The organism is Streptomyces sp. AB3(2024) (genome assembly GCF_041862025.1).
GTDB lineage: Bacteria > Actinomycetota > Actinomycetes > Streptomycetales > Streptomycetaceae > Streptomyces.
On the sequence record NZ_JBGWAB010000122.1, the window covers coordinates 1 to 24,351 of the forward strand.

Genomic DNA, 24,351 nt, shown 5'->3' on the forward strand with positions numbered 1-24,351 from the left:
GACGCACGGGCAGGTCATCGAGGCGCTGGTGGCCAACCGGCTGACCTCGCCCGCACCGCTGGTGCGGGTCGGGGACTGGGCCCGCACCTGGGCGGTGGAGGAGGTCTTCGGCATCACGCCGGACCTCCTCAACGATGACCGCCTGGCCCGCGCGCCGGACGCGATCGCTCCGAAGCTGGAGGTCATCGCGGGCACGGTCGGTGCCCGGGCGATCACCGAGTTCGGGATCGACGTCTCGCGGCTGCACTGGGGCATGACCAGCATGTCCGTCCACGGCGCCTTCCCTGCCGGGGACCAGGACGAGCGGTACCCGCTTATCGCCTGCAACGGGCATCCCAAGGACCGGCGCCTGGATTTGAAACAGGTCCAGGCCGGGCTCGCGGTGACCGCCGACGGCGGTATCCCCGTCCACTCCCGGGTCTTCGACGGCGCCGCGGCCGAGGTCAGCCAGGTCGTCGGAGCGATGAAGGACCTGCGGGCGATGGCCGGCACCAACACCTTTTTGATGGTCGCCGACTCCAAGCTGGTGTCCTACTCCAACATCACCGCCCTGCTTCAGGCCGGGGTGGAGTTCATCGCACCCGTCCCGGCCGCGCAGATCAAGGACGAGGTCTACGCGGCCCTGGACCCTGAGCGGGCCCAGGCCGTGGACTGGGTGCCCGAGCGGGATGAGAGGAAACCGGAGGCGGAACGGGAGACATACCGGGTCCTGGAGGACACCCACACCCTGGTCGGCCGCCGCAAAAGCGACCCGCCGCTGGCGGTGCGCCGGATCCTGGTCCATTCCACCGCCGTCGCGGCCGGCCAGCGGGCGGCCCGGGCCAAACGACTGGCCAAGGCCGCCGACGACCTCGACAAGCTCGCCGGTGCGGCGGGCGGACGGCACTACAAGACCCGGGAGAAGATCGTCGCCCGGATCGGCGTCGTCACGGCCAAGCGCCGCGTCACCTCCTGCCTGCGCTGGCACATTACCGCCGACGAGCACGGCACCCCCGGCCTCATCTGGCACTTCGACCAGGACGTGCTGAAGGCCGAAGCAGCCGTCGACGGCTGGTACGCACTCATCACCAGCGTTCCGGCCGAGAAGGCCGACCCGGCCCAGGTGCTGATCCATTACAAGGGCCAAGGCGCGGTCGAACGGCGTTACCACGACTTCAAAGGCCCCCTCGCGGTCGCACCGGTCTTCGTGCAGCACAACCGGCGCGTCGCCGCGCTGATCCAGGTGATCTGCCTGGCCCTGCTCGTCTTCTGCCTGATCGAACGGCAGGTCAGACGCGCTCTGGGCCCCGAAGAGACCATGGCCGGTCTCTATCCGGTACAACCGCCGGGTCCGTCCCACCGGCCGTGTGATCCTCTACCACCTCGACGAACTCACCCTGCGGATCGGAAACGTCACCGACCCGCCAACCGTCCATATCAACCGCGGCGTCCAACTCCACCTCCTCGATCTCCTCGACACCGACATCGGACAAACCCGATGGCCACAGACCTGAAACGGTCACCCGCGAAGTACGGGTCTAGTGGGCCGCGCGGCAGGCTCCGTTCGAGTCGTCCGTGGAGATGCCGGCCTGGCGGAGGCTCGCGACGCAGCTGGTCTGGTTGCCGATGGATCCCTGGTAGCACGCCTGGGTGGTGTCGGCCGTGGTCTGCTTGCCGTGGGACTGGAGGTACTGCTGACAATCCTGGACGCCGGCGGAGGCGGAGGCGGAGGCGGAGGCGGCCGGGGCCGCGAAGAAGGCGCCGCCGGAGGCGAGGACCAGACCGGCGAGGATGCTGGGGATACGAGCCGAACGACGCATGCGGATGCACCTGCTCTCTCGGTCGGTCACGCGATCCGAGGGTGCGCCGGACCGCGGGCGGGGGCGGCGCGGAGCGGGCGCTCCGGGGGCGGCCTGCTCGGCGCATCGGTCACCCCCGCCCTTCCGACGCTAGAGCACCGCACCGGTGCCCGCACCACGGTGGAAAGGGGCCCGGGCCGCCCCTGCCCCCGTCGCTCTCGGCGCGGCGCGCTGCCGGTCGGCTCCGCGGGGCGGTGTGCTGGGGGCGGTGCGCTCGGGCGGTGGTGCCGGGTGGGAGGTCTACGGCGCTGTCGTCGCGTGTCCGTCCGGGGGCGGGCTGCCGGGCCGTGTGGGCCTCGGGGCGACCCCGCCGCGCTCGGGGTGGCGTACGCGGTGGGGTGTCGGGTGGGGCCCCGGGTGCGTGAGCGCTTGGTGAGGGCGGGATCCGGGGAGCGCGGGGCGGTCTGGTCGGCGGTGGCGTGCGCTGTTGGGTGAGTGCGTTCGGTGGGTGGGCGTCAGGTTCCGGTGGCCGGCCGGGTGTCGGCGCCGTGAGGCGGACGGCCGGTGGGCCGGCCGGGTGCCGTCGGCGCCGGCCGCGTGTCCGGCGGGCGGGATGCCGGGAGCGTCGGCCGGGCCGGGGGCTGTCGTAGGCCTGTCGTGTGCCCGCCGTTCGGGTGGGAGAGCGGGTGGTCGGCCGTCCCCGGCGGTCAGTTCGACACCGTGATGCGGAAGACCGGGTGGTCCCCGGCGGCCGCCTGGATTTCGGCGTCGGAGGACTTCGCGGTGACGCCCTGGAAGAACCGGTTGACCTCCCAGCCCCACTTCTCCAGGTAGGCGCGCAGGACGACCGCCTTCTGCGCCGGGTCCGTGAGTTCAGTGACGGTGAAGGTCCGGATCTTGCGGCCCACGCGCAGCTCGCCGCCGCCCGCCACCCGCATGTTGCGGACCCACTGGGAGTGGCCCCGGGCCGAGACCAGGTACTGGGCGCCGTCGTGGGTGTGCGGGTTGACCGGGATCCGCTGCATCTCGCCGGACTTGCGGCCGCGCACCGAGAGCTCGGCCGTTCCGGCCAGGCTGATGCCGAGCCGGGCGAGCCGGCCGAAGAGGGCGTTGAAGCGGATGCCGAGCGGGCCGGCCTGGACGTAGTAGGGGGTGGGCGCGTTCACGATGACCTCCGGGGCGGATTGGGAGAGCAGTGCTCTCGCTTGAGACCAGTGTGCACGGATCGCCGCACCAAAACAAGAGCGGTGCTCTCTGGAGTGAGCGCCGCTCCCGTTTTTGTGCAGTGCTCCACATGTATGACACACTGACCCGCATGAGCACTGTGCGAGGAGCCAGGGAACGGGCCCGCCTTGAGGTCACCGCCGCCATCAAGGACGAGGCGCGCCGCAGACTCGCCGCCGAGGGCGCCGCCAAGCTCTCGCTGCGCGCCGTGGCCCGCGAGCTGGGCATGGTCTCCTCCGCCCTCTACCGCTACTTCCCGAGCCGCGACGAACTGCTGACCGCCCTGATCATCGACGCCTACGACAGCGTCGGCGCCGCAGCCGAAACGGCCGGCGCGGCCTCCCTCGCCGCCGGTGCCGCGCCCCGCGCCCGCTGGGTCGCCGTCTGTGAAGCGGTGCGCGCCTGGGCACTCGCGCACCCGCACGAATATGCGTTGATCTACGGTTCCCCGGTCCCCGGCTACAGCGCCCCCGCGGACACCATCGGCCCAGCCTCCCGGGTCGCCAACGTCCTCATCGGCATCCTCCGCTCCGCCGGCCAGGGCCGCGGCCTGTCCGTGCCGCCGCTGCCCCCCGCCCTGCGCTCCGAAGCGGACCGGATGACCGCCGACTTCGCCGAGGGGCTGCCCCCCGAGGTGACCGCCGCCCTGGTCGCGGCCTGGGCGCAGCTCGTCGGTCTGATCTCCTTCGAGCTGTTCGGCCAGTTCAACCGGGTCGTCGAGGAACGGGACGTGTTCTTCGCGCATGCCGTCGACCGGCTGGCGCACGAGGTGGGACTGCCCGCCGTCTGACGGGGCGCGCGTGGCGGCGGGGCGCCGCCCGGAGGGGCGCGGGCCCCGGCGTCACCGTCGAGGCGCGGGCGTGTCCCCCGCCGTCGAGGCGCGGGCGTGTCCCCCGCCGTCGGGGTGCGGGCGTGTTCCCCCGCCGTCGGGGCGCCGGTGCCCGCCCGGCGCGGGTTCGGATGACGAGGTGACAGATCGCTTTTCTGTTCCTCCCGTCAATGTGGGTGGTTCCCCCTTCGTCGACTTGCCGCGCGTCTACTGTTCCTCGGGTCGCCCCCCTGCCCGCCGGAGGAACAGCCAATGGCCCGCGCCCGCGCCGTGAAGGCCCTGTACGCCGTTCTGGTGACCTGGCTGCTCACTGCCCCGGCACCCGCCCCGCCCGCTCCGCCCGCTCCGCCAGCCTCGGCCGAGGCGACCCGTGCGGACCGTGCGGACCGGGTGCCCCGCGCCGAGCGGGGCCCGTCGCCGCAGCCCGCGCCCTCCAGACCCGGCGGGGCGGAACCCGACATGGCTTCCGCCCCCTCGCCCGCCTCCGTACCCACCCCGGCGGTCACGCCGGTACCCCGCCGTCCCGGCGTCCGTGGTCTGGAGATAGCCGTGCCCGCCTACGTCTGGGCGGACGATCCGGTACTCGCCCGCCTCGCCGCCACCGGCCCGGCCCCCTCCGTGGTCGTCCTCAACCCGGGCAACGGGGACGCCCCCTTCGACGCGTCGTGGCGGGCCCGCGCGGACGCCCTGCGCGCCGGGACCACGGCCACGGGCGAGAAGACCAAGGTCCTCGGCTACGTCCACACCGACCACGGCAGCCGGGACCCCGCCGCGGTCAAGGCGTCCGTCGACAACTACCTCAAGCCCTCCGGCAACGGGGACGGACGCCTCCACGTGGACGGCATCTTCTTCGACGTCGTCAGCCGCGACTGCGGCCCCGGCAACGCCACGCGCGACCACTACGCCGCCCTGCGCCGCTACGTCCAGGACACGATGCACGCCGCCGACCCGGGCGCCGCCGAACTGGTCGTCGACAACCCTGGCACGGCCATTGCCGACTGCTACCTCGAACCCGGCCACCGCACCGCCGACGTCTTCGTCACCTTCGAGGACACGTACGCGGCGTACACCTCGGGCGGCCGGCACGGCGGCAACGTGTTCGACCCGCTCGGCGGATACCGCGCGGGCGCCGAACTCGACCCGAGCGGTACCGCGTTCTGGCACCTCGTCCACGACGTTCCCGACGCCGCGGCCATGCGCACCACCCTGCGCACCGCCTTCGAACGCGGCGCCGGCTACGCCTACGCCACCAGCGCGGTCATGCCCAACCCCTGGAACGCCGCTCCCGAGTGGGCGTACGGCCTCCAGACCGGCTACGCGGCCACCCTCGGCTGAACCGGCCCGACGGCCCCGCTCCGCCCCGCTCCGCCCCGCCCGGCCAGACGGCCCGGTGGCCTACGGAGCGCCGGCCCCGCCGGCCCGTGCCGAGGCGTCCCCGAAGTACCCCACAGCGAAGTCCGCGAAGCTCCGGGCGCCCGTGGACGCGTAGGCGCCCCCGGCCCGGACGAGGCGCAGTTCCCGGCGGGCCTCGGGCGAGGCCAGTCGGGCCCAGTCCACGATGTCCCGGGTGCCGGACTCCCGGGCGAGGGCCGGCACCAGTGCCACTCCGAGCCCGGCGGCGACCAGGTCCAGTACCGCCCCCGGTTCGTCCCCCTCGCACACGATCGTCGGCCGCACCCCGGCCCGCTCGAACAGCCTGTCGGCCAGGGCCCGTTGCCAGTGCCCCCGCCCCGGGGTCACGAACGGCTCCCCGTCCAGCTCCGTCACCGCCACCCGCTCCCGCCCGGCCAGCCGGTGCCCGCGGGGCACCGCGAGCAGCACGTCCTCGGTGAGCAGCACCACCGACTCCAGAGCGGGCCCGGCGAGCGGCTGCGAGGCGAAGCAGAAGTCCGCATCCCGGGTCCGCAGCAGGCGCGCCATCGTCTCGGCGGACGCCTGCCGCAGCTGGACGTCGACCCCGGGACGGGCCGCGCGGAATCGGGCCAGCAGCCCGGTGAGGGTCAGCAGGGTCTCGCTCGCCACCGTCACGCTGCCGCCCCCGCCATCGCGCGCGGCGTCCGCCAACTCGCGGCGCCCGTCCTCCAGTTCGGCGAGCGCCCGGTCCACCCGCCGCAGGAAGGCCGCGCCGTGCCGGTTGAGCCGGATCCGGCGGCCCCGCCGGTCGAAGAGCGGCACCCCCAGTTCGGCCTCCAGCCGGGCGATCGTCCGGCTCACCGACGGCTGGGCGGTGCGCAGTTCGTCCGCGGCCCGGCTGATGTGCTCGCACCGCGCGACGACCTGGAAGCACCGCAACGACAGCAGGTCCACCGACCGCCCCCTTTCATAACCCTGCGAGCACGTTCTCATGGCGGAACCGGTCTTGGACGACACGATCGAGCGCCTCCTAGCCTCCGAGGAAGACCCCGCCCCTCCCACAGGACCCCACGAAGAAAGGGGCAGCACGTCATGCCCGGATCCCCGCGACCGCCCTACGAGAGTTACGTGGACGCCCTCCTCGCCGTCCTCGCGCGCCCGGAGTTCCCGCCCGTGCGGACCGTGCTCACCACCGCAGACCGGACCGTCGACGCCCGCGCCCTGCACACCGGCATCCACCGGGCCGCAGGGCTGCTGGCGGCCCACGGCGTCACCCGCGCGAGCACGGTCGCCCTGCTCACCGGGAACCAACCCGAGACCCTCATCGCCCGCTACGGAGCCAACCTGCTCGGCGCCAGGGTCGTGCACCTGAGCCCCACCGCGCCGGCCGCGGCGCGGGGCCGGATCCTGGAGGCCACCGGTGCGGTCCTGCTCCTGGTGGACCCCGCCACGCGGGACCTGCCGACCGGGAGCCCCGAGCCCCTCCGGCTGACCCTGGACCCCGGCCTGTTCACCGAGGACCGGCCCGGCCGGCTCCCGGACCGGCACACCGTAGGGACGCCTGCCGCGGTCCGCCCCGAGGACGACTGGTGCCTGCGCTTCACCGGCGGAACCACCGGTCCGCCCAAGCTGGTCCGGCTGGCACACGGCCCCTACCGGCGGATCCTGGCCGCGCACACCGCCCACATCCCCTCCGGCGCCCCGGCCCGGTTCCTCGCCTGCACCACCCTCGCGCACGTGGCCGGCATCGTCGCCGACGCCACCCTGCTCGCCGGTGGCTCCGTCGTCCTGCGGGAGGAGTTCGAGCCGGCCGGGGTCCTGGCGGCCGTCGAGCGGTACCGCGTCACCGACCTCTGGCTCCTGCCGCCGCTCCTCCACGAGCTGCTGGACCACCCCGACCTCGCCACCACCGACGTCCGCGCCCTCCGTCGCCTCTTCTACGGGGGCACCCCCGCGTCCGCCGCGCTGCTGCGCCGGGCCGCGGAGGTCTTCGGCCCCGTCCTGCACGGCTCGTACGGGCAGACCGAGACGGGCCCGATCGCGGAGGTCCTCCCGCACGAGCACACCGTCACCGGCCCCGGCGGCCGCATCACCGCCGGCCGGCCGCTGCCCGGCGTCGACATCGAGATCCGGGATCGGTCGGGCGCCGTGCTCCCTCCCGGGGGTACGGGAGAGGTCCACGTCCGCACGCCCACGGCGATGGCCGGGTACTGGGGGCGCCCCGAACCGGCCGCGGAGGTGGTCCGCGACGGCTGGGCGGCCACCGGGGACCTGGGACTCCTCGACGGCGAGGGCTACCTCCACCTCGTCGACCGGCTGAAGGAGACGGTCATCGTCGTGGGCGCCCATCTCCACCCGGCGGAGGTGGAGGAGGTCCTGCACGCGCACCCGGCCGTCGCCCGCTGCGCGGCCTTCGGGATCCGCGCGGCGGACGGGAACGAGGAACTCCACGTCGCGGTCGTCCCCACCCCGGGCCGGGCCCCGGACACCGCCCGGCTGCTCACCGCCTTCGTGACCGCCCGCCTGGGCGCGGTGTACGAACCGGCCGCGATCCACGTCATGGACCGGCTGCCGCTCACCGAGGCGGGCAAACCGGACAAGACCCGCCTGCGGAGCCGGTACGGGGGAGGGGCGGATCCGATCTGACGGCCCCCCCGGCCGACGGGTCGACGGACCCCGGGGCGGGTCCGACGGATGATCGTCCCGTGGTTCCGAGGAGTCACGGGGCGAGCCGTCAGGCCGGCCCGGGGGCGCGCCCGGGACGGAGCCCGAGGGGGCGCGGGCGCTTGCGCCGGGAGTACTCCCGGGCCGGCATCAGCCGGCACGCGCCGTCGGCCCGGTCGATGAACACCGGTGCCCCGACGGGCAGCCCGCCGGCCCGGGCGATCTCGAAGACGTACCCGTCGTCGCGGGTCGCCCACTCGTCCCAGGCGAGCGTCCAGCCGTCGTCCGTCCATCCCCGGATCTGACCGCGCAGGAAGGCGCGCGCGAGCCGCTCGGCCTCCTCCAGCGTCACCTTCCCCACCAAGTGGATCCGCCCCGACGCCACGTCCGTCACTTCCCTCCCACCGGCGGCACGATCATCTGCCGGACGGCCCGGCCTCCCCGAACGGCCCGTCCTTCGCGAAGGCCAGCTTCGCGAAGCGCTCCCCGATCCGGCGGTGGCCGGCCGGGTCCGGGTGCAGGCCGTCCGGCAGCGGGAACTCGGCGAAGTCGGCCTCCCCGTAGAGGGAGCGGCCGTCGATGTGGTGCAGGTTCGGGTCGTCGGCGGCGCGCTCGGCGGTGATGCGGGCGAGCTCGCGTCGGACGACCGTGAGCGTGAGCCGCCCCGCGGCGACCTCCGCCGGGTCGCCCAGGGCCCGGAAGCTCAGCTTCCCGTCGTGCAGGTCCGGGGCGAGCGGCCCCGGGGTGTCCTCCTGGAGCGGGCACAGGACGGGGGAGACGACCAGCAGCGGAGTGTCGGGGTGACCCTCGCGGATGGTGTCGAGGAAGCCGTGCACCGCAGGGCCGAAGGCACGCAGCCGCATCAGATCGGTGTTGACGATGTTGATGCCGATCTTCACGCTGATCAGGTCGGCGGGGGTGTCCCGCAGGGCGCGCGCGGTGAACGGGTCGAGCAGGGCGTTCCCGCCCAGCCCCACGTTGACCAGCTCCACCCCGCCCAGCGAGGCGGCCAGCGCCGGCCAGATCGTCGTGGGGCCCGCCGCGTTGGAGCCGTGGCTGATGGAACTGCCGTGGTGCAGCCACACCCGGCGCCCGTGTTCGCGCGCCGGCTCGACAGGAGCATCGGTGCGCAGCGCGATCAGCTCGGTGACCTCGTTGTACGGCAGCCAGATCTCGACGTCCTTGAGCCGGGCGGGGAGCCCTTCGAAGCGGACGGTGCCGACCGGACCGGGCACGAGTTCCGCGGAGCCGGTGGCCATGTCCACCATCAGCACGTTGCCGCCGTTCGAGGTGGCCTGGCCGGCCGGGTGGCCGTCCACGAGCAGGTCGTACACGCCGTCGGGGCGGGGCGGAACGCCCCGGTAGCCGTTCTTGGTGCGGAGCGCGTCGAGTTCGACGGTGGTGGCCCGCGTGCGGAAGGCCAGCCGGACCCCGGAGGGCTGCGTCTCGACGGTGGCGAGGTAGGCATCGGGGAACTGCCGGCGTGCCCGCGCCGGCAGCCGGTGCGGCAGCACGCCGCGCGCGGTGCGCTCCGCTTCCAGGGCGCCGCGCAGCAGGTCCGCCCCGATCGGCGTGGTGATCCATCCGGCCGCGCCCGCCGTGTGCGGATCGTCGGTCGCGTCGTTGAGCTGGGAGTTCATGCGCACCACCCTGTCAACCGGATTCCCGATCCGCACACCCATTTTCGCGGTGCGGCGCCGTGCCCGTCCGGGGCCGGAGCGGCCTCCCCTCCCGGGGGGAGGCCGCTCCGGCCGTCGGATGCGGCCCGCTCCGGCCGTCGGATGCGGCCCGCTCCGGCCGTCAGATGCGGCCGGTCTCCTGCCAGAGCGCCGCCAGCGAGGCGTCGCCGCTCACCTCCGGGCCGGCCAGCGGGAGCCGGTTCCACAGGGCCGCGTACAGCCAGGACGCCGCGCCGGTCAGCTCGCAGTCCACCGGGTCGCCGGTGTCGCCGCGCACCGTGCGCGCGGGCTCCTTCGACAGGTGCACCGTCCACACCGCGCCGGTGTCCGCCGCCCGGATGCGCAGCACCTTCGGCTCCTCGGTACGCACCCGGCTGCGCGGCCGCGCGTGGAAGCCGGTCAGCAGCTCGTCCACCCCGTCCTCCGCGAACTCCGGGGTGACCGACGAGAAGCCCGGCCCGAGCGCGGACTCGGCGTCGAAGCGGTGCACGGTCGTCTCGTGCGCCTGCCGACGGGCCCAGAACGCCAGCGACGACGGCGGCGCGGTCGGGAGGAAGGTCCAGCACACCAGCTCCGCCGGGGCCTCGGCCAGCGCCCGCACCAGCTCCGCGTGCCCCTCCCGGAACCAGGCGAGCAGCTCGGCCCCGGACAGTTCCGGCGCGTCCGGGAACGGCGCCGGCTCCACCAGGCCGTCCGCGACGAAGCCCGTCGCCCAGCGGTGCACCGCCCCGGTGTGCCGCAGCAGATCGCTGACCCGCCACCCCGGACAGGTCGGTACCAGGGCCTCGGTACCGGTCCGTTCGGCGGTGTCGGCCATCAGCTCGCCCTCCCGGGCGAGGGATTCCACGTATTCGGTGATCTTCATGCCGCGAGTGTGCCAGCGCACCCCGACAATGGAGGGGTGGTCGGTGAACTGTTCCCGCGCGAGCGGGCCGAGATCGCCCCCGGCGCCGTCCATCTGCCCGACTGGATCGGACCCGGGCGCCAGGGCGAGCTGCTCGCCGCCTGCCGGGAGTGGGCGCGCCCGCCCGCCGGACTGCGCACCGTGCGTACCCCCGGCGGCGGGACGATGACCGCCCGGCAGGTGTGCCTGGGGCTGCACTGGTACCCGTACGGGTACGCGCGGACGGCCGTCGACGGCGACGGGGCCCCCGTCAAACCGATGCCCGGATGGCTGGCCGCACTGGCCCGGGAGGCCGTCCTCGCCGCGTACGGCACGCCGCTGCCGCCCGGGGAGGAGTACGACATCGCGCTGGTCAACTTCTACGCCGGCGACTCCCGGATGGGCATGCACCGGGACGCCGAGGAGCGGTCCGGGGCCCCGGTGGTCTCGCTCAGTCTCGGCGACTCCTGCCTCTTCCGCTTCGGCAACACCGTCTCGCGCGGACGTCCGTTCCGGGACGTCGAGCTGCGCAGCGGTGACCTGTTCGTCTTCGGCGGACCGAGCCGGCGGGCCTTCCACGGGGTGCCGAAGGTCCTGCCCGGTACCGCGCCGCCCGGCCTGGGGCTGACCGGGAGGCTCAACATCACCCTGCGCGTCGGCGGCCTCGGGCCGTAGCCGGGCGCCCGGCGCCTCCCGATCATGCGAGGATCCATGTCATGAACGGCAACGGGGCCCCGCCGCGGGTGGGGGATGTGACCACGGTGTCCACGACGTCCACGGCGGCCGGCGCCGCGGATACGGCGTCCACCGCTGCGGGGACTTCCGGGACATCGGCGGCCGCCGCGGCCTCGGCGGCTTCGGCCGCCTCCGCGAGGACCAGGCTGGAACGGGGCCGGGGCGCGCTCGGCCCCGCGCTGGAGCTCGTCCACACCGGCCGGGCCCCGACCCGCGCGGTCCTGACGGCCGAGCTCGGCGTCACCCGCGCCACCGCGGGCGCGGTCGCCGCCGAGCTGGAGGCGCTCGGCCTGATCCGCGTCGACTCCCGCCCCGGCGGGGCGGGCGGGGCCCAGGGCCGCCCCTCGCACCGGCTGTCGGTCGACGAGAACGGGCCGGTGGCACTGGCCGCCCAGGTGCACCCGGACGGGTTCCGGGCGGCGCTGGTCGGCCTCGGCGGGCGGATCGTGGCCACCGCGCCCGGCAAGGTCACGGTCTCCGCCGACCCGGCGCAGGTCCTCGGCGCGGTCGTCGACGCCGGCGCCGCGCTGCTCGCCGAGTCCGGGCGGCGCTGCGTCGGCGCCGGCCTGGCCGTGCCCTCCGCGGTCGCCGAGCCCGAGGGCACCGCCCTGAACCCGCTGCACCTGGCCTGGCCGGCCGGTGCTCCCGTACGGGCCATCTTCGCGGAGCGCGTCAAGGCGGCCGGGATCGACGGACCGGCCCTGACCGGCAACGACGTCAATCTCGCCGCGCTCGCCGAGCACCGGCACGGCGCGGGCCGCAGCGCCCAGCACCTGCTCTGCGTGGCGACCGGGCACCGCGGCGTCGGCGGGGCGCTGGTCCTGGACGGCCGGCTGCACAGCGGGAGCGCGGGGCTGGCCCTGGAGGTCGGCCACCTCACCGTCAACCCGGAGGGGCGGGCCTGCCACTGCGGCAGCCGGGGCTGCCTGGACGTGGAGGCCGACCCGCTGGCCTTCCTCACCGCCGCGGGCCGCATCCCCGGCCCCGAGGTGTCCCTGCTCCAGCAGGCCCGTGACCTGCTGCACGCCGAGTACGCGGACCCGGGCGTGCGGGCCGCCGCCGAGGAGCTCATCGACCGGCTCGGGCTCGGGCTCGCCGGGCTGGTCAACATCCTGAACCCGGACCGGATCATCCTCGGCGGACTGCACCGGGAGCTGCTGTACGCCGACCCGGAGCGGCTGCGCGCGGTCGTCGCGGACCGCAGCCTGTGGGGGCGCAGCGGCGGCGTGCCGATCCTGCCGTGCACCCTCGACCACAACAGCCTGGTCGGGGCGGCGGAGCTGGCGTGGCAGCCGGTGCTGGACGACCCGCTGGGGGCCTTGGGCGCGGCCGCCTGAGGCGGCGGCCCGGACGGGCTCCCGGGGCGGAGCCCGAGGCGGGCTTCGGAGCGGGCGGGCCGGGGCCGGGGCGGGGGCCTGTGGTGGCGGCCCGTGGAGGCTGCGCGGGCCGGGCCCGGGTGCCCTCGGGGGTGCGGCGGGGCTGGCGTCCGGGCCGGGTCCGCGGGCGTGCGGCCGGGGGCGTCACCCGGGCCCTGTGCCGACCGGGACCGGTACCGGCACGGCGACCGGGACGGCCTGCGCGTCCACGGCGGTGAGCACCGCCCGCGCAGGTTCCCGTACCGGCTTGTTCACGCCGATACGGACCGTGCCCGTGGGCGCCGCCGGTGCGGGGGCGGCCCGTAGCGAGAACCAGACGACCTTGCCGGGGCCGTCCGGCAGGGGCCGGGCCCCCCAGGCCTCGCTGACGGCCGCCACGAGCGCGAGCCCGCGCCCGCACGTCTCCAGCTCATCGGCCGCCCGGACCACGGGCAGCCGCGGATCGCTGTCGGAGACGGAGACGGTCAGCCGCCCGAGGCGCAGTTCGATCTCGACCGTGCAGACCTTGTCGGGCTGCGCATGGCGGTGGACGTTGCTGAGCAGCTCCGTCACGCCGAGCGCAGCCCGGTCTATGAGCGGATCGAGCTGCCAGTGGCGCAGTTGCGCGGAAACGATTCTGCGGATCTGACCGATCCGCGCTGGCAAGGCCTGCAGTTCGACGACGCAGTGCCTGCGGGAATGACTGATCACGGCTGCGACTCCCCGACATCAGTGTTACGGGTGCTGCACCCTCGGTAGCGCACCACCAGGGTCACCCACGGTGGCCTCCGGTGCAACCGAACGCGACCGAAAGCGATCCGCATGGAAACCCAAAGTAACCATTTGTGCAGGTGGGAGGGGTACATTGCGAAAGCAGGGGGCCACGGAACCGACAAAGGAGCAAGGCGCATGAGCACCACCGGTACCACCGGTACGACGGACGCGAGCGTGGCCGCGAACACGGCCGCGGGCGCGGTCATGACGACGGTCGACGTCGACCGGAGCGACGCGGAGTACCGCGTCTGGCTCAAGGAAGCCGTCCGCAAGGTCCAGGCGGACGCGAACCGCTCCGCCGACACCCACCTGCTGCGCTTCCCCCTCCCCGAGGCGTGGGGCATCGACCTGTACCTCAAGGACGAGTCCACGCACCCGACGGGCTCCCTCAAGCACAGACTCGCCCGCTCCCTGTTCCTGTACGCGCTCTGCAACGGCTGGATCCGCCCCGGCCGCCCGGTCATCGAGGCGTCCAGCGGCTCGACCGCCGTCTCCGAGGCCTACTTCGCCAAGCTGATCGGCGTCCCCTTCGTCGCGGTGATGCCGAAGACGACCAGCCCGGAGAAGTGCCGCCTCATCGAATTCCACGGCGGCACCTGCCACTTCGTCGACGACCCGATGAAGATGTACGAGGAGTCCGCCGACCTGGCCGCCCGCACCGGCGGCCACTACATGGACCAGTTCACCTACGCGGAGCGGGCCACCGACTGGCGCGGCAACAACAACATCGCGGAGTCGATGTACCAGCAGCTCCGCCTGGAGCGGTACCCCGAACCGGCGTGGATCGTCGCGACGGCCGGCACCGGCGGTACCTCCGCCACCATCGCGCGCTACGTGCACTACATGCAGCACGACACCCGCATCTGCGTCCCCGACCCCGAGAACTCCTGTTTCTTCGACGGCTGGACCCTGGGCGACCCCCACGCGAGCAGCGACTGCGGCTCGCGCATCGAGGGCATCGGGCGGCCGCGGATGGAGCCGAGCTTCGTGCCGGGCGCCATCGACCGCATGATGAAGGTGCCGGACGCGGCGAGCGTCGCCGCCTGCCGCGCCCTGGAACAGGCCATAGGGCGCAAGGCGGGCGGCTCCACCGGCACCGGACTGTGGAGCGCCCTGAAGATCATCTCCGAGATGGTCGCGGAGGGCCGCACGGGCAGCGTCGTCACCCTGCTCTGCGACCCGGGCGACCGCTACCTCGACAAGTACTACTCGGACGAATGGCTGGCCGCGCAGGGCCTCGACATCGCCCCGTACACCAAGACGATCGAGACGCTCCTGCGGACGGGGGACTGGCGCGAGCCCACCGCCTGAGCGAGCGCGCGGCGAGGGCCCGCCCGGTGGCGGTCCGTCAGCTGCGGGTGCGGGCCGCCAGGCGGGCGTCGAGCGTACGCACCGCCGTGCGGAAGGAGTGGCCGAGGGCCGGGCGGGAGGCGGCCAGCGCCAGCCGGAAGGCGGGCGGGCCGTCGGCGGCGAAGGTCCAGCGGACCAGGGTGCCCGGGGTGGCGGTGCCGGGAGCGCCGGGCGCGCTGGTAGTGGCGGGCGTGCCGGGAGCCGCAGGTGTGCCGGCGCCGGGTGTGCCCGGCGCGGTCGCGGCGGCGGGGGAGCGGTCCGCCGGGGTCAGGAGCCACTCCTCCAGCAGGGCCCGCACGCCGGGCACGTTGGTCTCGTCGACCCGGTAGGCGTAACGCCGCCCGGGATCCGCGGCCATGACCGTCTCCTGGAAGCGGACCCCGCCCATCAGCCGCACCTCGCGGCCCCCGCCGCCGCCCGTGGGCCGGGCCAGCGTCACGGCCCGGAACCAGGACGGCCAGCCCGTCACCTCCTCCGCGAGCGCCCGGTACACGGCGTCGGGTGCGGCCGAGGCGCGGGCGGTGAACACCAGGCGCGTCGGCGCGTCTTCGGTGAAACCCAGCCCCACGGGGCGGAGTCGGCGGGTCATGTCGTTACCCCCTGGGCGGTGTGGGGCGCGGGGTGCGCCGCCGCCGCGCCACCATAACCGGCGGCCCGTCAGAAGTCTCCGCCGGCCGGGGCATCGCCCGCCCCCGGCCCGAACGTCCATCACACGCACGGGGCCTGGGCAGGGACGCCCCGGGGCGGGATGCTGAAGGGGCCGCCCCGCGCGCACCAGCCCCTCACCTGCGGAGACCCCATGCCGGACCCCGTCGCCGCCTCCGAACCGCCGCCCCCGCCGCCGCCCGCGCTCGAACTGCTCGTCCACGGCGTGGGCGGAGCCTCCCCCGCTGAGCTGCTCCGGGACCCGTACCCCGTCCGGATCACCGGAGACTCGACCGCCGCCGTGTTCCGCCGCCCCGAGGACGCCGACGCCGAGGACCGTCCCGGACGCCACGGCGGACGGCCCGTGCCCGAGGCCTACTGCTGGTCCCGCCTCACCTCCGGCAACGGGGCCCGCGCCCTGTGGCTGCTGCTCCTGCCGTTCATGGTCGCCAACCTCGCCCACTGGGCCCGGCCCGCCGCCGCCCCCGGCAAGGCGGCCGCGCGGGCGGTGCGCACGTACGGACTCCTCGTACGGGTCCTCGCCCTCAGCCTCACCGTCCTCCTCGTCGCGGCGGCCTGCGAGGTCGCGCTGGACCTCCTCGCCTGGCAGTGCGCGGGCAACACCACCTGCGCCGGCTCCCGTTCCCCGCTCGGCGTCCCGCGGCCCGGCACCTGGTGGGGTCAGCCCGGCCGCCGCCTCGCGGTCGGCGCCCTGGTCCCGGCCGCCCTGACCGGGCTGCTCTGGTACCTCTCGACCCGGACCTGGAGCGCCTACGAGTCCCAGCCGCCGCCCGCCGGCTCCACCACCCCGGGCGCCCCCGGACCGGGGGAGGAGGAGGCGCCGCTGGGCCAGCCCGGGTTCTGGTACGGGCGGCGGATCGTGGCGCGGCTGCGCGCCGCGCACACCGCCGCCGGACTCCTCACCGTGGCGGTGGCCGTCGCCGCCCCCGCCGTCCGCCACGACCGGGCCGCCACCGCCACGGCCCCCGCGCTCCAGGCCGCCGGGTGGGCCGTCGAGGCGCTGCTCGCCACCGGTGGTGCCACCGTCCTGTGGGTCGTCTGCCGGCGCGGCCGCACCGAGGCCCGGCCCGACCACCGGCTCGACCGGGCCGCGATCACCCTGCTGCCCGGCGGCGCCCTCGCGCTGCTCGCCGCGGTCCTCCTCTACGCGGGCTGGTCCCGCCCCGGCTGGGTCTCGGCCGGGCGGCTCCCGGGGGACTTCGCGTTCGGGGTGCTCATGCTGGGCCAGGGCTGCTGCGCGCTGGCCCTCGCCTTCGTCGCCCACCGCCTGCACCGCGGCACGCCCCAGCCCGGCGCCGCCCTGCGGGGCCTCGGCGGACCCGCCGTCGCCGTGCTCGGCTGCGCCCTCGGCGGGGTCATGTCCGGCGGGGTCGCCCAGCGCGTCGCCGACTGGCTCGACGGGGGCGCCACACCGGGCACGCCCGGGGCCGCGCTGCCCGGACCGCCCGTCCTGCTGTCCTGGCAGGCCGCCGTGCTGCCGCCGCTGCTGATCGCCCTGCTGCTGCCGGCCGCCTGGGCCCTCGCCCGCGCCGCCCTGAACCGGCGCCGGACTGCCGCCGGCCTCGCCGCCGAGTACCCGGGAGAGCCCGCCGACCCCGACCGCAGCCGCAAGATCGCCGGGGCGCGGGCGGCCGCCGCGCTCACCGATTCCGCGCCGTGGTTCGTGGGGGCCGTCTCCGGGATCACCCTGGTACTGGGCACCGGCGCCCTCGCCGGAGCCTGGATCAGCGGACGGGTCCCCGCCGAGGCAGCCCGGGGGGCCCACCCGCTGCTCGCCGGCGCCGCCCGCGCCGCCCAGGACACCGGGTCCTGGCTGATAGGGCTCGGCGTCGCCGCCTTCGTCGCGTGGGGCCGCCGCGCCTACCGTGACCCCGCCGCCCGCCGGACCGTCGGGATCCTGTGGGACGTCGGCACCTTCTGGCCCCGCGCCGCCCACCCCTTCGCCCCGCCCTGCTACGCCGAGCGGGCCGTCCCCGACCTGACCTGGCGGATGACCGGCTGGACCGCCCGCACCGGGGGCCGCCTCGTCATCTCCGGACACTCCCAGGGCAGCGTGCTCGCGGCGGCCGCCGTCTGGCAACTGCCGCCCGAAGTACGCGGCCGCGTCGGGCTGCTGACCTACGGCTCACCGCTGGCCCGGCTCTACGGCCGCTGGTTCCCCGACTTCTTCGGCCCCGGCCGGCTGGCCGCCCTGCACCGCGACCTCGACTGCTGGCGCAACCTGTGGCGGGCCACCGACCCCATAGGAGGGCCCGTCGAGACCGGCGCCGCCGTCGGCGAACCCGTCGACCGGGGCCCCCTGCGCGACCCGCTCGCCTACGGGCGCAGCCCCCGGTACCCGCTGCCCGCGCCGATCCTCGGCCACGGCGACTACCAGGCCGATCCGGCCTTCGACGCCGAACGCGACGCACTCCTCGCGCGACTGGACGCCGCCCCGCGCGGCGACGTACACGACACCCGGGAGGTTCCCGGCCCGCGGATCAGCAGGGCGCGGACAGAGCCGGCAGATCCGCCGGGAAGAGCAGGGTGAGCTCGTCCGTACTCGGCTCGGCCAGCTGCGCCACCCGCCCCGCGTGCCGTTCCACCATCGACTCGAAGGTCTGGCGCGCGGTGCGGCCGTTGCCGAACGCCGGACCCCTGGGCAGGTCCGTGAAGTAAGCCAGCAGCGCCTCGCCCGTACCCTCGCCCAGCCGGTACTCGTGTTCCTCCGCCTGCTGCTCCACGATCCGCAGCAGCTCCCGGGGCCCGTAGTCGCCGAAGGTGATGGTGCGGGAGAAACGCGACGCCACCCCCGGATTGACGGTCAGGAAGCGCTCCATCTCCTCCGTGTACCCGGCGACGATCACCACCACGGCGTCCCGGTGGTCCTCCATCAGCTTCACCAGCGTGTCGATCGCCTCGCGCCCGAAGTCCCGCCCCGAGTCCTCCGGCGCGAGTGCGTACGCCTCGTCGATGAACAGCACCCCGCCGCGGGCCCGGTCGAAGGCCTCCTGCGTACGGATCGCGGTCGAGCCGATGTGCTCGCCGACCAGGTCCACCCGGGACACCTCCACCAGGTGGCCGCGCTCCAGCACCCCGAGGGAGGCCAGGATCTCCCCGTACAGCCGGGCCACCGTCGTCTTGCCGGTGCCGGGGGATCCCGTGAAGACCAGGTGCCGGCGCACCGAGGCCGCCTTCAGGCCCGCCTGCTGCCGCCGTCGCCCGACCTCGATCATGTCGGTGAGGGCCCGGACCTCACGTTTGACGCTGTCCAGACCGACCAGCGCGTCCAGCTGTCCCAGCACCTCGCCCGAACCGCGGCCCGCACCCGCGCCGGCCGCGCCGGCCGCCGCGGGATCCGCCGGGTCCGAGGGCCGCTGCCCGGGCACCTCGGCGGGCACTCCCGCCCGACCCTGCACGGCCGACGCCGTACGGGTCCCCGGCTGCGCCCCGGCGAGCGCGCCGCCCGCGGCCGCCGGCGCGCCGAGCCGCGCCCCGGACTCGTCACCGGTGCACCCTTCTGCGAGCGGGCCGTCCTCGGCGAATTCGTACCCGCCGCGTGCGCAGCGCTCGGTGTGGCAGCGGGTCAGAGTGGTCCGGCAGCCGTCGATGACGTGGAAGCCGAAACCGGAACTGCCGCTCACCCGGCAGGCCGTGAACGTGCCGCGGCCGCCCGCCGACACGTAGAAACCGGCCTCGGCGGCCGAACCGACGGTGCACCGCTCCACCACCGGGTCGGCGCCCTTGGTCACGATCACGCCGGACTGCACGTTCTCGATGGTGCAGTTGGCGAGGGTGCCGCCGCTTCCGTGGTCACGGAACCACGCCCCGGTGCCGGCATCCCGGATGCGGCAGTCGTCGAGCTGCGCGCCGGCGCCGTCGCTGACGGAGACGGCCGTGTTGCGGACCTGCGAGAGGTCGCTGTCGACCACGTCGACGCGCGAACCCCGGTCCAGTACGAACAGGGCGTCCGGCACGTCGTGCACCCGGCAGGAGTCCAGGGAGACCGTGGCCCCGTCGCTGATCCACACCGCCGGGTAGTCACCTGTGCTGTCGTGGATCTCGCAGGACTCGGCATCGACCCGGGTACCGGGATCCCACACCGACAGACCGTTGCGCCCGAACCGGCGGACCGTGCTGCGGCTGAGGGTCAGCACCGAACGGGAGCGCAGATCGACCGCGTTCTCCGGGATGTCGTGGATGTCGCAGCCGACGAGGGTGAGCACGGCGTCGGTGTCGAGGGTGACCCCGTCGGCGGAGGTGCGGTGCACCGCGCAGTCCGTGAGGCGGGCCGCGGCGCGCGCCGCGATCTGCACCCCGCTGCCCTTGATCTCGTACACCTCGCAGCCCAGCGCCTCCAGGCCCGAGCCTTCCCCGGTCACGGCGATGCCCGCGCCCGTGGCATGGTGGACGCGGCAGCGCTCCAGGCGCGGATGCCCGCCGCGCACCGAGACGCCGGCCTGCCCGGCGGCCACCACCTCGCACTCCTCGAACACCCCGCCGCCGCCGTCCAGGACGGAGATCCCGACCCCGGCCGGATTCTCCACCGTGCACCGGCGCACCAGCGGCCGGGCCCCGCCGCGCACCTCGATGCCGGCCGAGGAGCGGGTGTGCACGCGCAGGTCGCTCAGCTCCGGACAGCCGTCCTCGACGAGCAGCGCGGGCGCCGCCCGGTCCGCACCCTCCAGGTGGAGGTCCTGGACCACTGCCGAGGCGCGCACGGTCAGCGCGACCCCGTCGAGCGGGGCGATCCGCACCGACCCGGCCGCGGCGCCCTCGGGCCCGCGCAGGGTGACGGCATGACGCAGGACCAGGTTCTCCCGGTAGGTGCCGGGGGCGATGGACAGGACGTCGCCGTCGCCCGCGGCGGCGAGCGCGGCGCTCAGCGTCGGATACTCACCGGAGCGCCGCCGCCATCGCGAGGCCCCGCCGTGCGTCACGTGGACCGTGCCCTGAGCCATCGCGCTGTCGTGCCCCCACCCTCGTACTCGTGTTGCGGAAGTTCCCGGAGCGGCCGGAGCCGTTCCCTGCGGCTGAAGCGGCCGGACCGGACTCCGGCTCCACCGTAGCGCGCGCGGGGCCGGTGAGTGGCCAGGTCAGCTGCCCGCGCCCGCACGGCCCCAGTCGGGCCCGGCCGCGGCCCACGCGCGGTCCAGACGGGTGTACCGCCGATGCATGAGCCGGCGTACGACCAGCCGCCGGAGCGTCTCCGCCAGCGCGGCCGCGGTCAGCGCGGCGGCCAGCCCGGCCACACCCGCGTGGAACGAGGCGGCGGACGGGTCGAGGGGCTGCCCCACCAGCCGCCCCCGGATGTCGGTCCATATCCGGAACCGGTCGCCGGGAAGGGGCGGTTCCTCCGCGGCCGGGACCGTGCCCTCGTGGCTGCTGCCGTCGGGCGCGGTCCAGGACGCCACGATCCGCGTCCGCTCCGGGGCCTGACGCCCCGCGCCCGGATCGGTGGCCGAACCGGCGACGGGATCCGGTGTCGGCCGGACCACCACCGCCGGAACCAGGTACCGCTCGTGCCGCTGGTCGCGCGCGGCCCGCTGCAGCGTGCCGTCCACCTTCAGGCCCGCCGCGCAGCCCAGGGCCGGAGCCACCAGCAGTACGCACACGAGCGCGGCGAACGCCACCCACGCCTCGAAGAGATCGGTCGGCCTGCGCAGCGGATTGCGCCGCCAACGCCACACACCCATTGCTGTCCGCACGGTCCCGGCTCCCCCTACTTGCGCCAGCCATCCGTCTGTCTGCGCGTCCAAGCCTTCCGCATGCCCGGCGGACGCGCATTCCGGGACGCGCGAGACGCGTGTCACCCGGTCCGGTACGGACGGTCGCGGTGGGTGTTCACAGGTCCTGTCTGCTCCAACGGCGCCGCCCCGCCCGTTGGTTCCATCGGGCACCCGGAGCCCCTCGAAGGTGTCATTCCACCCGCCGTGGTCAGCGGCGCGCGGGGCTCTGCCGGGTCCTGTGTCCTGTGGGGCCGTGCGGGGCCATGGCGGGATCACTCCAGCACGCGCACCTCGTCGCCCACCCGCACCGTACCCAGGACCACCGGCACCAGCTGCCTTCCGAAGGCGAGGGACTTCCCGATCCGCCGGTGCACGGCCAGCGTCTTCAGCGGCTCCCGGCCGCGCTCCGCCGTCTCCTGGTCGGTGGTGGTGACGATGCAGCGCCCGCACTCGCGCACGCCGCGGAAGACGGCGTCACCGATCGCGATCCGCCGCCAGCCGTCCTCGGCCCACGCCCCCGCCGGGCCGCCGACCACCAGGTTCGGGCGGAACCGGTTCATGGGCAGGGGCCCCTCCTGCGCGTGGTCGCCCCCTGCGATCAGCTCGTTGAGGGCGTCGAGCGAGGCGGTCGTGGTCAGCAGCAGCGGATAGGCGTCGGCCAGGCTGACGGTCTCGCCGGGGAGCGCGTAGTCGGGGTCCACGGGACGGCGCACGGCCGGATCGTCGAGGTGGACCAGCCGTACGGGCTGCCCGAGGTAGGCGCTGAACCAGTCGGCGGCGGTGTTCGCCGCGACGACGGTGTCGATCTTCTTGCCGAACAGGACGACGGGCTCCAGCGGGCCCGGCTCCGGCACGTCCACGACCAGCTCCGCCATCCCGGGCCCGGACAGCGCGACCCGCCCGTCCGGCAGCGGACGGGCGCAGGCCAAGGCCAGTCGCGCCTGCTGGCGTTGGGTGATGACCGCGCCCGCCGTGTCGACCACCGCCCAGCGGCGGTCCCCGGACAGACCCCAGGGCTCCACGGCCACCTCGTCGGGAGCAGTCCCCGCTACCGACTTGACGGGATGGACGTGGAGCGACTGGACGTACAGATTCGACATGGGTGCATTTTGCCAGCATTCCGTGCCGGAGCCCCAGCGCGTTTTCCGCGGGGTCCGGCGGCGCGGGGCCGGGTCAGTAGCCGCGCCCCTGGAACTGGCGGCCGTACGGATCCTCGTACGAGGGGACCTGCGCGGGGGCCGCCACCGGACGCGGAGCCGCCGGGCGCATGGCCTCGTAGCCGGTGCCCATGGCGGCCGGGCGCGGCTGCTGCTGCGGCTGGGGCTGCTGGACGTACCCCGCGCGGGCCGCCATCGGCTGCTGCTGCGGGATGTACGGCGCGGGCGCGTTCTGGAGCGGCACCGGCATCGCCGTCGGCATCTGCATCTGCTGCTGGGGCGCGGCCTGCTGCTGGTACTGGTACCCGTATCCCGGGGACCCCTGCTGCTGCGGCGCGGACGGCGCGGCCGGCAGGGCGGGAAGGGCGGACGGGAGGGCCGGCAGGTACCCACCGCTCGAATAGCCGGCACTGGGCGACTCGTAGGCGGCCGGGACGCGGATGGGGGCGATCTGCGGAGTGCCGCGTTCGGCTACGAGGGAGTCGTAGATGGGGGTGTCTTTGAAGGAGGGCGCGGAGTAGTAACCGCCGCCATAAGTGGAGCGGGGGGAGGTCATGGGACCTAAGTTAAGCCCACGACTTCACCGGGTCCATAGCGAGGTGGCGTCAACACCGCCCTGACCTGCATATTCCCAGGTCAGGGCCTCAGCTTTCTCTTGAAGTTCACCTGCACGATTCGTCACTTGCACCCCGGCTTGTTCCTACTCGTACTCACCGGTTGGGTGTTGCACCTATCTGGTACTGACGCACGGTCACAATGCGATGACCTCGCATGACGTTCCCTCAGCAGGCGCGCGGACCGGCTCCGCGGGCCGGAAGCCGGACGATTCAGGCATCACCGGGCCGGGCGTGGGTGCGCCCCTTCCACGCGGCCCCGCGCCCCCGGTAGTGCAGGACCGCGGAGTCGACGGTCATCAGCAGGTACAGCAGCGCGGTAAGCGGAAGCAGCGGGGCGAGCAGCGGCGACTGGCGGTAGTAGCGCAGCATCGGCAGGTAGGTGCCCGTCATCAGCAGCCAGGCCAGACCCCCGGCCCAGGCCGTGGCGGGCCGCCCGGCGGCGAGCCCCGCGGCGAGGGCGGCCGGGGGCACCAGGTACACGAGGACCAGCCCGGCCACCGTCCCGGCCAGCAGCAGGGGCCGGTGGCGCAGTTGGGCGTACGCGCTGCGCGACACCATCCGCCACAGGTCGCCGAGGCCGGAGTACGGGCGCACGCTGTCCACCCGCTCCGCCAGCCCGAGCCAGATCCGGCCGCCGGCGCGGCGGACAGCGCGGGCGAGGGCGACGTCGTCGATGACGGCCTGACGGATCGAGTCGGGGATCCCGGCCCGGACGGCCGCCTCCGTGCGCAGCAGTACGCAGCCGCCGGCGGCCGCGGAGGTCCGGGCGCCGGGCCGGTTGATCCGGCGGAAGGGGTACAGCTGGGCGAAGAAGTACACGAACGCCGGCACGACGAGCCGCTCCCACGCGCTCACCACGCGCAGGCGGGCCATCTGCGAGACGAGGTCGAGGTCGGCGGAGGTCGCGGCGGCGACCAGTTCGCGGAGGCTGTCGGGCTCGTGGGCGATGTCGGCGTCGGTGAGGAGCAGGAACTCCGGCCCGGGGCGGTGCGGGGCGCCTGCGGCGAGGCCCCCCGCGTGCCCGTTGACGTGTGTGCGGGTGTGCTCGGTGCGGACGTGGGCGATGCCGTGGCGCACGGCCCACAGCTTGCCGGTCCACCCGGGCGGCGGGTCTCCCGGCGAGATCACGGTGAGGGGCAGGCCCGGCTGTCCCTCGGCCAGCCGGGCGGCGAGGGCGGCGGTGCCGTCGCTGCTGCCGTCGTCGACGAGGACGATCCGGGCCTCGCCGGGATAGTCCTGGGCGAGGAGGGAGGGAAGGCTGAGGGGGAGCACCTCGGCCTCGTCGCGCGCGGGGACGACGATCGCGACGGAGGGCCAGCGGGCGGGGGCGGAGCGCGGGGGGAGGCGGACGTCGGTGCGCCAGAACATGCCCTGGGCGAAGGTGAGCCAAAGCCAGGCGGCGAGGGAGGCGTACGCGGCGATGAGGAGGCCCATGTCCGCAGTCTGGCGAACCCCGCGGAACCTGTCGCGCGCCCCGCCGGTGCGGCGCTCCCCGCGGGGCGCGGGGCCTGAACCGGAGGCCCGGCCCGCACGCCCGTAGCCCGGCCCGGTTCGGGGTGCCCGGTGTGCGGCGTGGGCC

General features: G+C 75.0%; 21 protein-coding genes and 1 pseudogene. 9 read left to right on the forward strand and 13 right to left on the reverse strand.

From position 1 onward, the window contains the following. Positions 1-61 precede the first annotated feature (61 nt). Together ACEPPI_RS32595 and ACEPPI_RS32600 are read left to right on the forward strand one after the other, a co-directional pair. Positions 62-1,222 (forward strand): annotated as a pseudogene (locus ACEPPI_RS32595) (IS1634 family transposase); the annotation flags it as partial. 124 nt (positions 1,223-1,346) lie between these two features. Continuing rightward, positions 1,347-1,493, forward strand: coding sequence for a hypothetical protein (locus tag ACEPPI_RS32600; RefSeq protein WP_373918860.1), 147 nt, complete (start codon positions 1,347-1,349; stop codon positions 1,491-1,493). A gap of 24 nt (positions 1,494-1,517) precedes the next feature. Here the strand turns inward: ACEPPI_RS32600 and ACEPPI_RS32605 are convergent, their stop codons facing one another. Together ACEPPI_RS32605 and ACEPPI_RS32610 are read right to left on the reverse strand one after the other, a co-directional pair. Further along, on the reverse strand, positions 1,518-1,799 hold the full coding sequence (locus ACEPPI_RS32605; RefSeq protein WP_373918861.1) for a hypothetical protein: 282 nt from the start codon (positions 1,797-1,799) through the stop codon (positions 1,518-1,520). A gap of 686 nt (positions 1,800-2,485) precedes the next feature. Next, positions 2,486-2,944 (reverse strand): nitroreductase/quinone reductase family protein, encoded by a 459-nt coding sequence (locus ACEPPI_RS32610; protein WP_373918862.1) that lies wholly within the window; start codon positions 2,942-2,944, stop codon positions 2,486-2,488. Between the two features lie 149 nt (positions 2,945-3,093). Here ACEPPI_RS32610 and ACEPPI_RS32615 point away from each other — a divergent pair, with 149 nt between their 5' ends. Both ACEPPI_RS32615 and ACEPPI_RS32620 read left to right on the forward strand, forming a co-directional pair. Then, positions 3,094-3,792: a TetR/AcrR family transcriptional regulator gene (locus ACEPPI_RS32615; protein ID WP_373918863.1), complete on the forward strand. Its 699-nt coding sequence runs from the start codon at positions 3,094-3,096 to the stop codon at positions 3,790-3,792. A 291-nt stretch (positions 3,793-4,083) separates the two neighbouring features. Next, a complete protein-coding gene (locus tag ACEPPI_RS32620; RefSeq protein ID WP_373918864.1) occupies positions 4,084-5,166 on the forward strand; it encodes a spherulation-specific family 4 protein in 1,083 nt (360 codons plus the stop codon). A gap of 60 nt (positions 5,167-5,226) precedes the next feature. Here the strand turns inward: ACEPPI_RS32620 and ACEPPI_RS32625 are convergent, their stop codons facing one another. Continuing rightward, positions 5,227-6,138 (reverse strand): LysR family transcriptional regulator, encoded by a 912-nt coding sequence (locus ACEPPI_RS32625; RefSeq protein ID WP_373918865.1) that lies wholly within the window; start codon positions 6,136-6,138, stop codon positions 5,227-5,229. A gap of 138 nt (positions 6,139-6,276) precedes the next feature. Between ACEPPI_RS32625 and ACEPPI_RS32630 the strand changes: the two genes are divergently transcribed. After that, the gene (locus tag ACEPPI_RS32630; protein ID WP_373918866.1) at positions 6,277-7,830 is read left to right on the forward strand and encodes a class I adenylate-forming enzyme family protein; all 1,554 of its coding nucleotides are present in this window, start codon (positions 6,277-6,279) and stop codon (positions 7,828-7,830) included. Between the two features lie 88 nt (positions 7,831-7,918). Here the strand turns inward: ACEPPI_RS32630 and ACEPPI_RS32635 are convergent, their stop codons facing one another. From ACEPPI_RS32635 to ACEPPI_RS32645, 3 genes are all read right to left on the reverse strand, one after another. Continuing rightward, positions 7,919-8,209: a hypothetical protein gene (locus ACEPPI_RS32635; RefSeq protein WP_373918867.1), complete on the reverse strand. Its 291-nt coding sequence runs from the start codon at positions 8,207-8,209 to the stop codon at positions 7,919-7,921. A 55-nt stretch (positions 8,210-8,264) separates the two neighbouring features. Then, positions 8,265-9,488: a GDSL-type esterase/lipase family protein gene (locus tag ACEPPI_RS32640; RefSeq protein ID WP_373918868.1), complete on the reverse strand. Its 1,224-nt coding sequence runs from the start codon at positions 9,486-9,488 to the stop codon at positions 8,265-8,267. A 160-nt stretch (positions 9,489-9,648) separates the two neighbouring features. Next, positions 9,649-10,392, reverse strand: a complete 744-nt coding sequence (locus ACEPPI_RS32645; protein ID WP_373918869.1) for a maleylpyruvate isomerase family mycothiol-dependent enzyme — start codon at positions 10,390-10,392, stop codon at positions 9,649-9,651. A 36-nt stretch (positions 10,393-10,428) separates the two neighbouring features. Between ACEPPI_RS32645 and ACEPPI_RS32650 the strand changes: the two genes are divergently transcribed. Beyond that, complete coding sequence (locus ACEPPI_RS32650) at positions 10,429-11,085, forward strand: alpha-ketoglutarate-dependent dioxygenase AlkB (protein ID WP_373918870.1); 657 nt, start codon at positions 10,429-10,431, stop codon at positions 11,083-11,085. Positions 11,086-11,126: 41 nt separating this feature from the next. Beyond that, on the forward strand, positions 11,127-12,482 hold the full coding sequence (locus ACEPPI_RS32655; RefSeq protein ID WP_373918871.1) for an ROK family protein: 1,356 nt from the start codon (positions 11,127-11,129) through the stop codon (positions 12,480-12,482). Positions 12,483-12,665: 183 nt separating this feature from the next. Here the strand turns inward: ACEPPI_RS32655 and ACEPPI_RS32660 are convergent, their stop codons facing one another. Further along, complete coding sequence (locus ACEPPI_RS32660) at positions 12,666-13,211, reverse strand: ATP-binding protein (protein WP_373918872.1); 546 nt, start codon at positions 13,209-13,211, stop codon at positions 12,666-12,668. Between the two features lie 198 nt (positions 13,212-13,409). On the opposite strand from ACEPPI_RS32660, the gene ACEPPI_RS32665 reads away from it, so the two are divergent. Continuing rightward, positions 13,410-14,585 (forward strand): PLP-dependent cysteine synthase family protein, encoded by a 1,176-nt coding sequence (locus ACEPPI_RS32665; RefSeq protein ID WP_373918873.1) that lies wholly within the window; start codon positions 13,410-13,412, stop codon positions 14,583-14,585. Positions 14,586-14,622: 37 nt separating this feature from the next. On the opposite strand, the gene ACEPPI_RS32670 is transcribed toward ACEPPI_RS32665, so the two are convergent. Then, positions 14,623-15,213, reverse strand: coding sequence for an SRPBCC family protein (locus ACEPPI_RS32670; protein WP_373918874.1), 591 nt, complete (start codon positions 15,211-15,213; stop codon positions 14,623-14,625). A gap of 210 nt (positions 15,214-15,423) precedes the next feature. On the opposite strand from ACEPPI_RS32670, the gene ACEPPI_RS32675 reads away from it, so the two are divergent. Continuing rightward, on the forward strand, positions 15,424-17,820 hold the full coding sequence (locus ACEPPI_RS32675) for a hypothetical protein (RefSeq protein ID WP_373918875.1): 2,397 nt from the start codon (positions 15,424-15,426) through the stop codon (positions 17,818-17,820). On the opposite strand, the gene ACEPPI_RS32680 is transcribed toward ACEPPI_RS32675, so the two are convergent. The 5 genes from ACEPPI_RS32680 to ACEPPI_RS32700 all read right to left on the reverse strand — a co-directional run bounded on the left by ACEPPI_RS32680 (position 17,771) and on the right by ACEPPI_RS32700 (position 24,206). Next, on the reverse strand, positions 17,771-20,230 hold the full coding sequence (locus tag ACEPPI_RS32680) for a right-handed parallel beta-helix repeat-containing protein (RefSeq protein WP_373918877.1): 2,460 nt from the start codon (positions 20,228-20,230) through the stop codon (positions 17,771-17,773). The two genes, ACEPPI_RS32675 and ACEPPI_RS32680, sit on opposite strands and share 50 nt — an antisense overlap. A 135-nt stretch (positions 20,231-20,365) precedes the next feature. Next, positions 20,366-20,977, reverse strand: coding sequence for a hypothetical protein (locus tag ACEPPI_RS32685; RefSeq protein ID WP_373918878.1), 612 nt, complete (start codon positions 20,975-20,977; stop codon positions 20,366-20,368). Positions 20,978-21,270: 293 nt separating this feature from the next. Further along, complete coding sequence (locus tag ACEPPI_RS32690) at positions 21,271-22,098, reverse strand: MOSC domain-containing protein (RefSeq protein ID WP_373918879.1); 828 nt, start codon at positions 22,096-22,098, stop codon at positions 21,271-21,273. Between the two features lie 73 nt (positions 22,099-22,171). Next, positions 22,172-22,711: a DUF6643 family protein gene (locus tag ACEPPI_RS32695; RefSeq protein WP_373918880.1), complete on the reverse strand. Its 540-nt coding sequence runs from the start codon at positions 22,709-22,711 to the stop codon at positions 22,172-22,174. Between the two features lie 271 nt (positions 22,712-22,982). Continuing rightward, positions 22,983-24,206: a glycosyltransferase gene (locus ACEPPI_RS32700; protein ID WP_373918881.1), complete on the reverse strand. Its 1,224-nt coding sequence runs from the start codon at positions 24,204-24,206 to the stop codon at positions 22,983-22,985. Between the last annotated feature and the right edge of the window lie 145 nt (positions 24,207-24,351).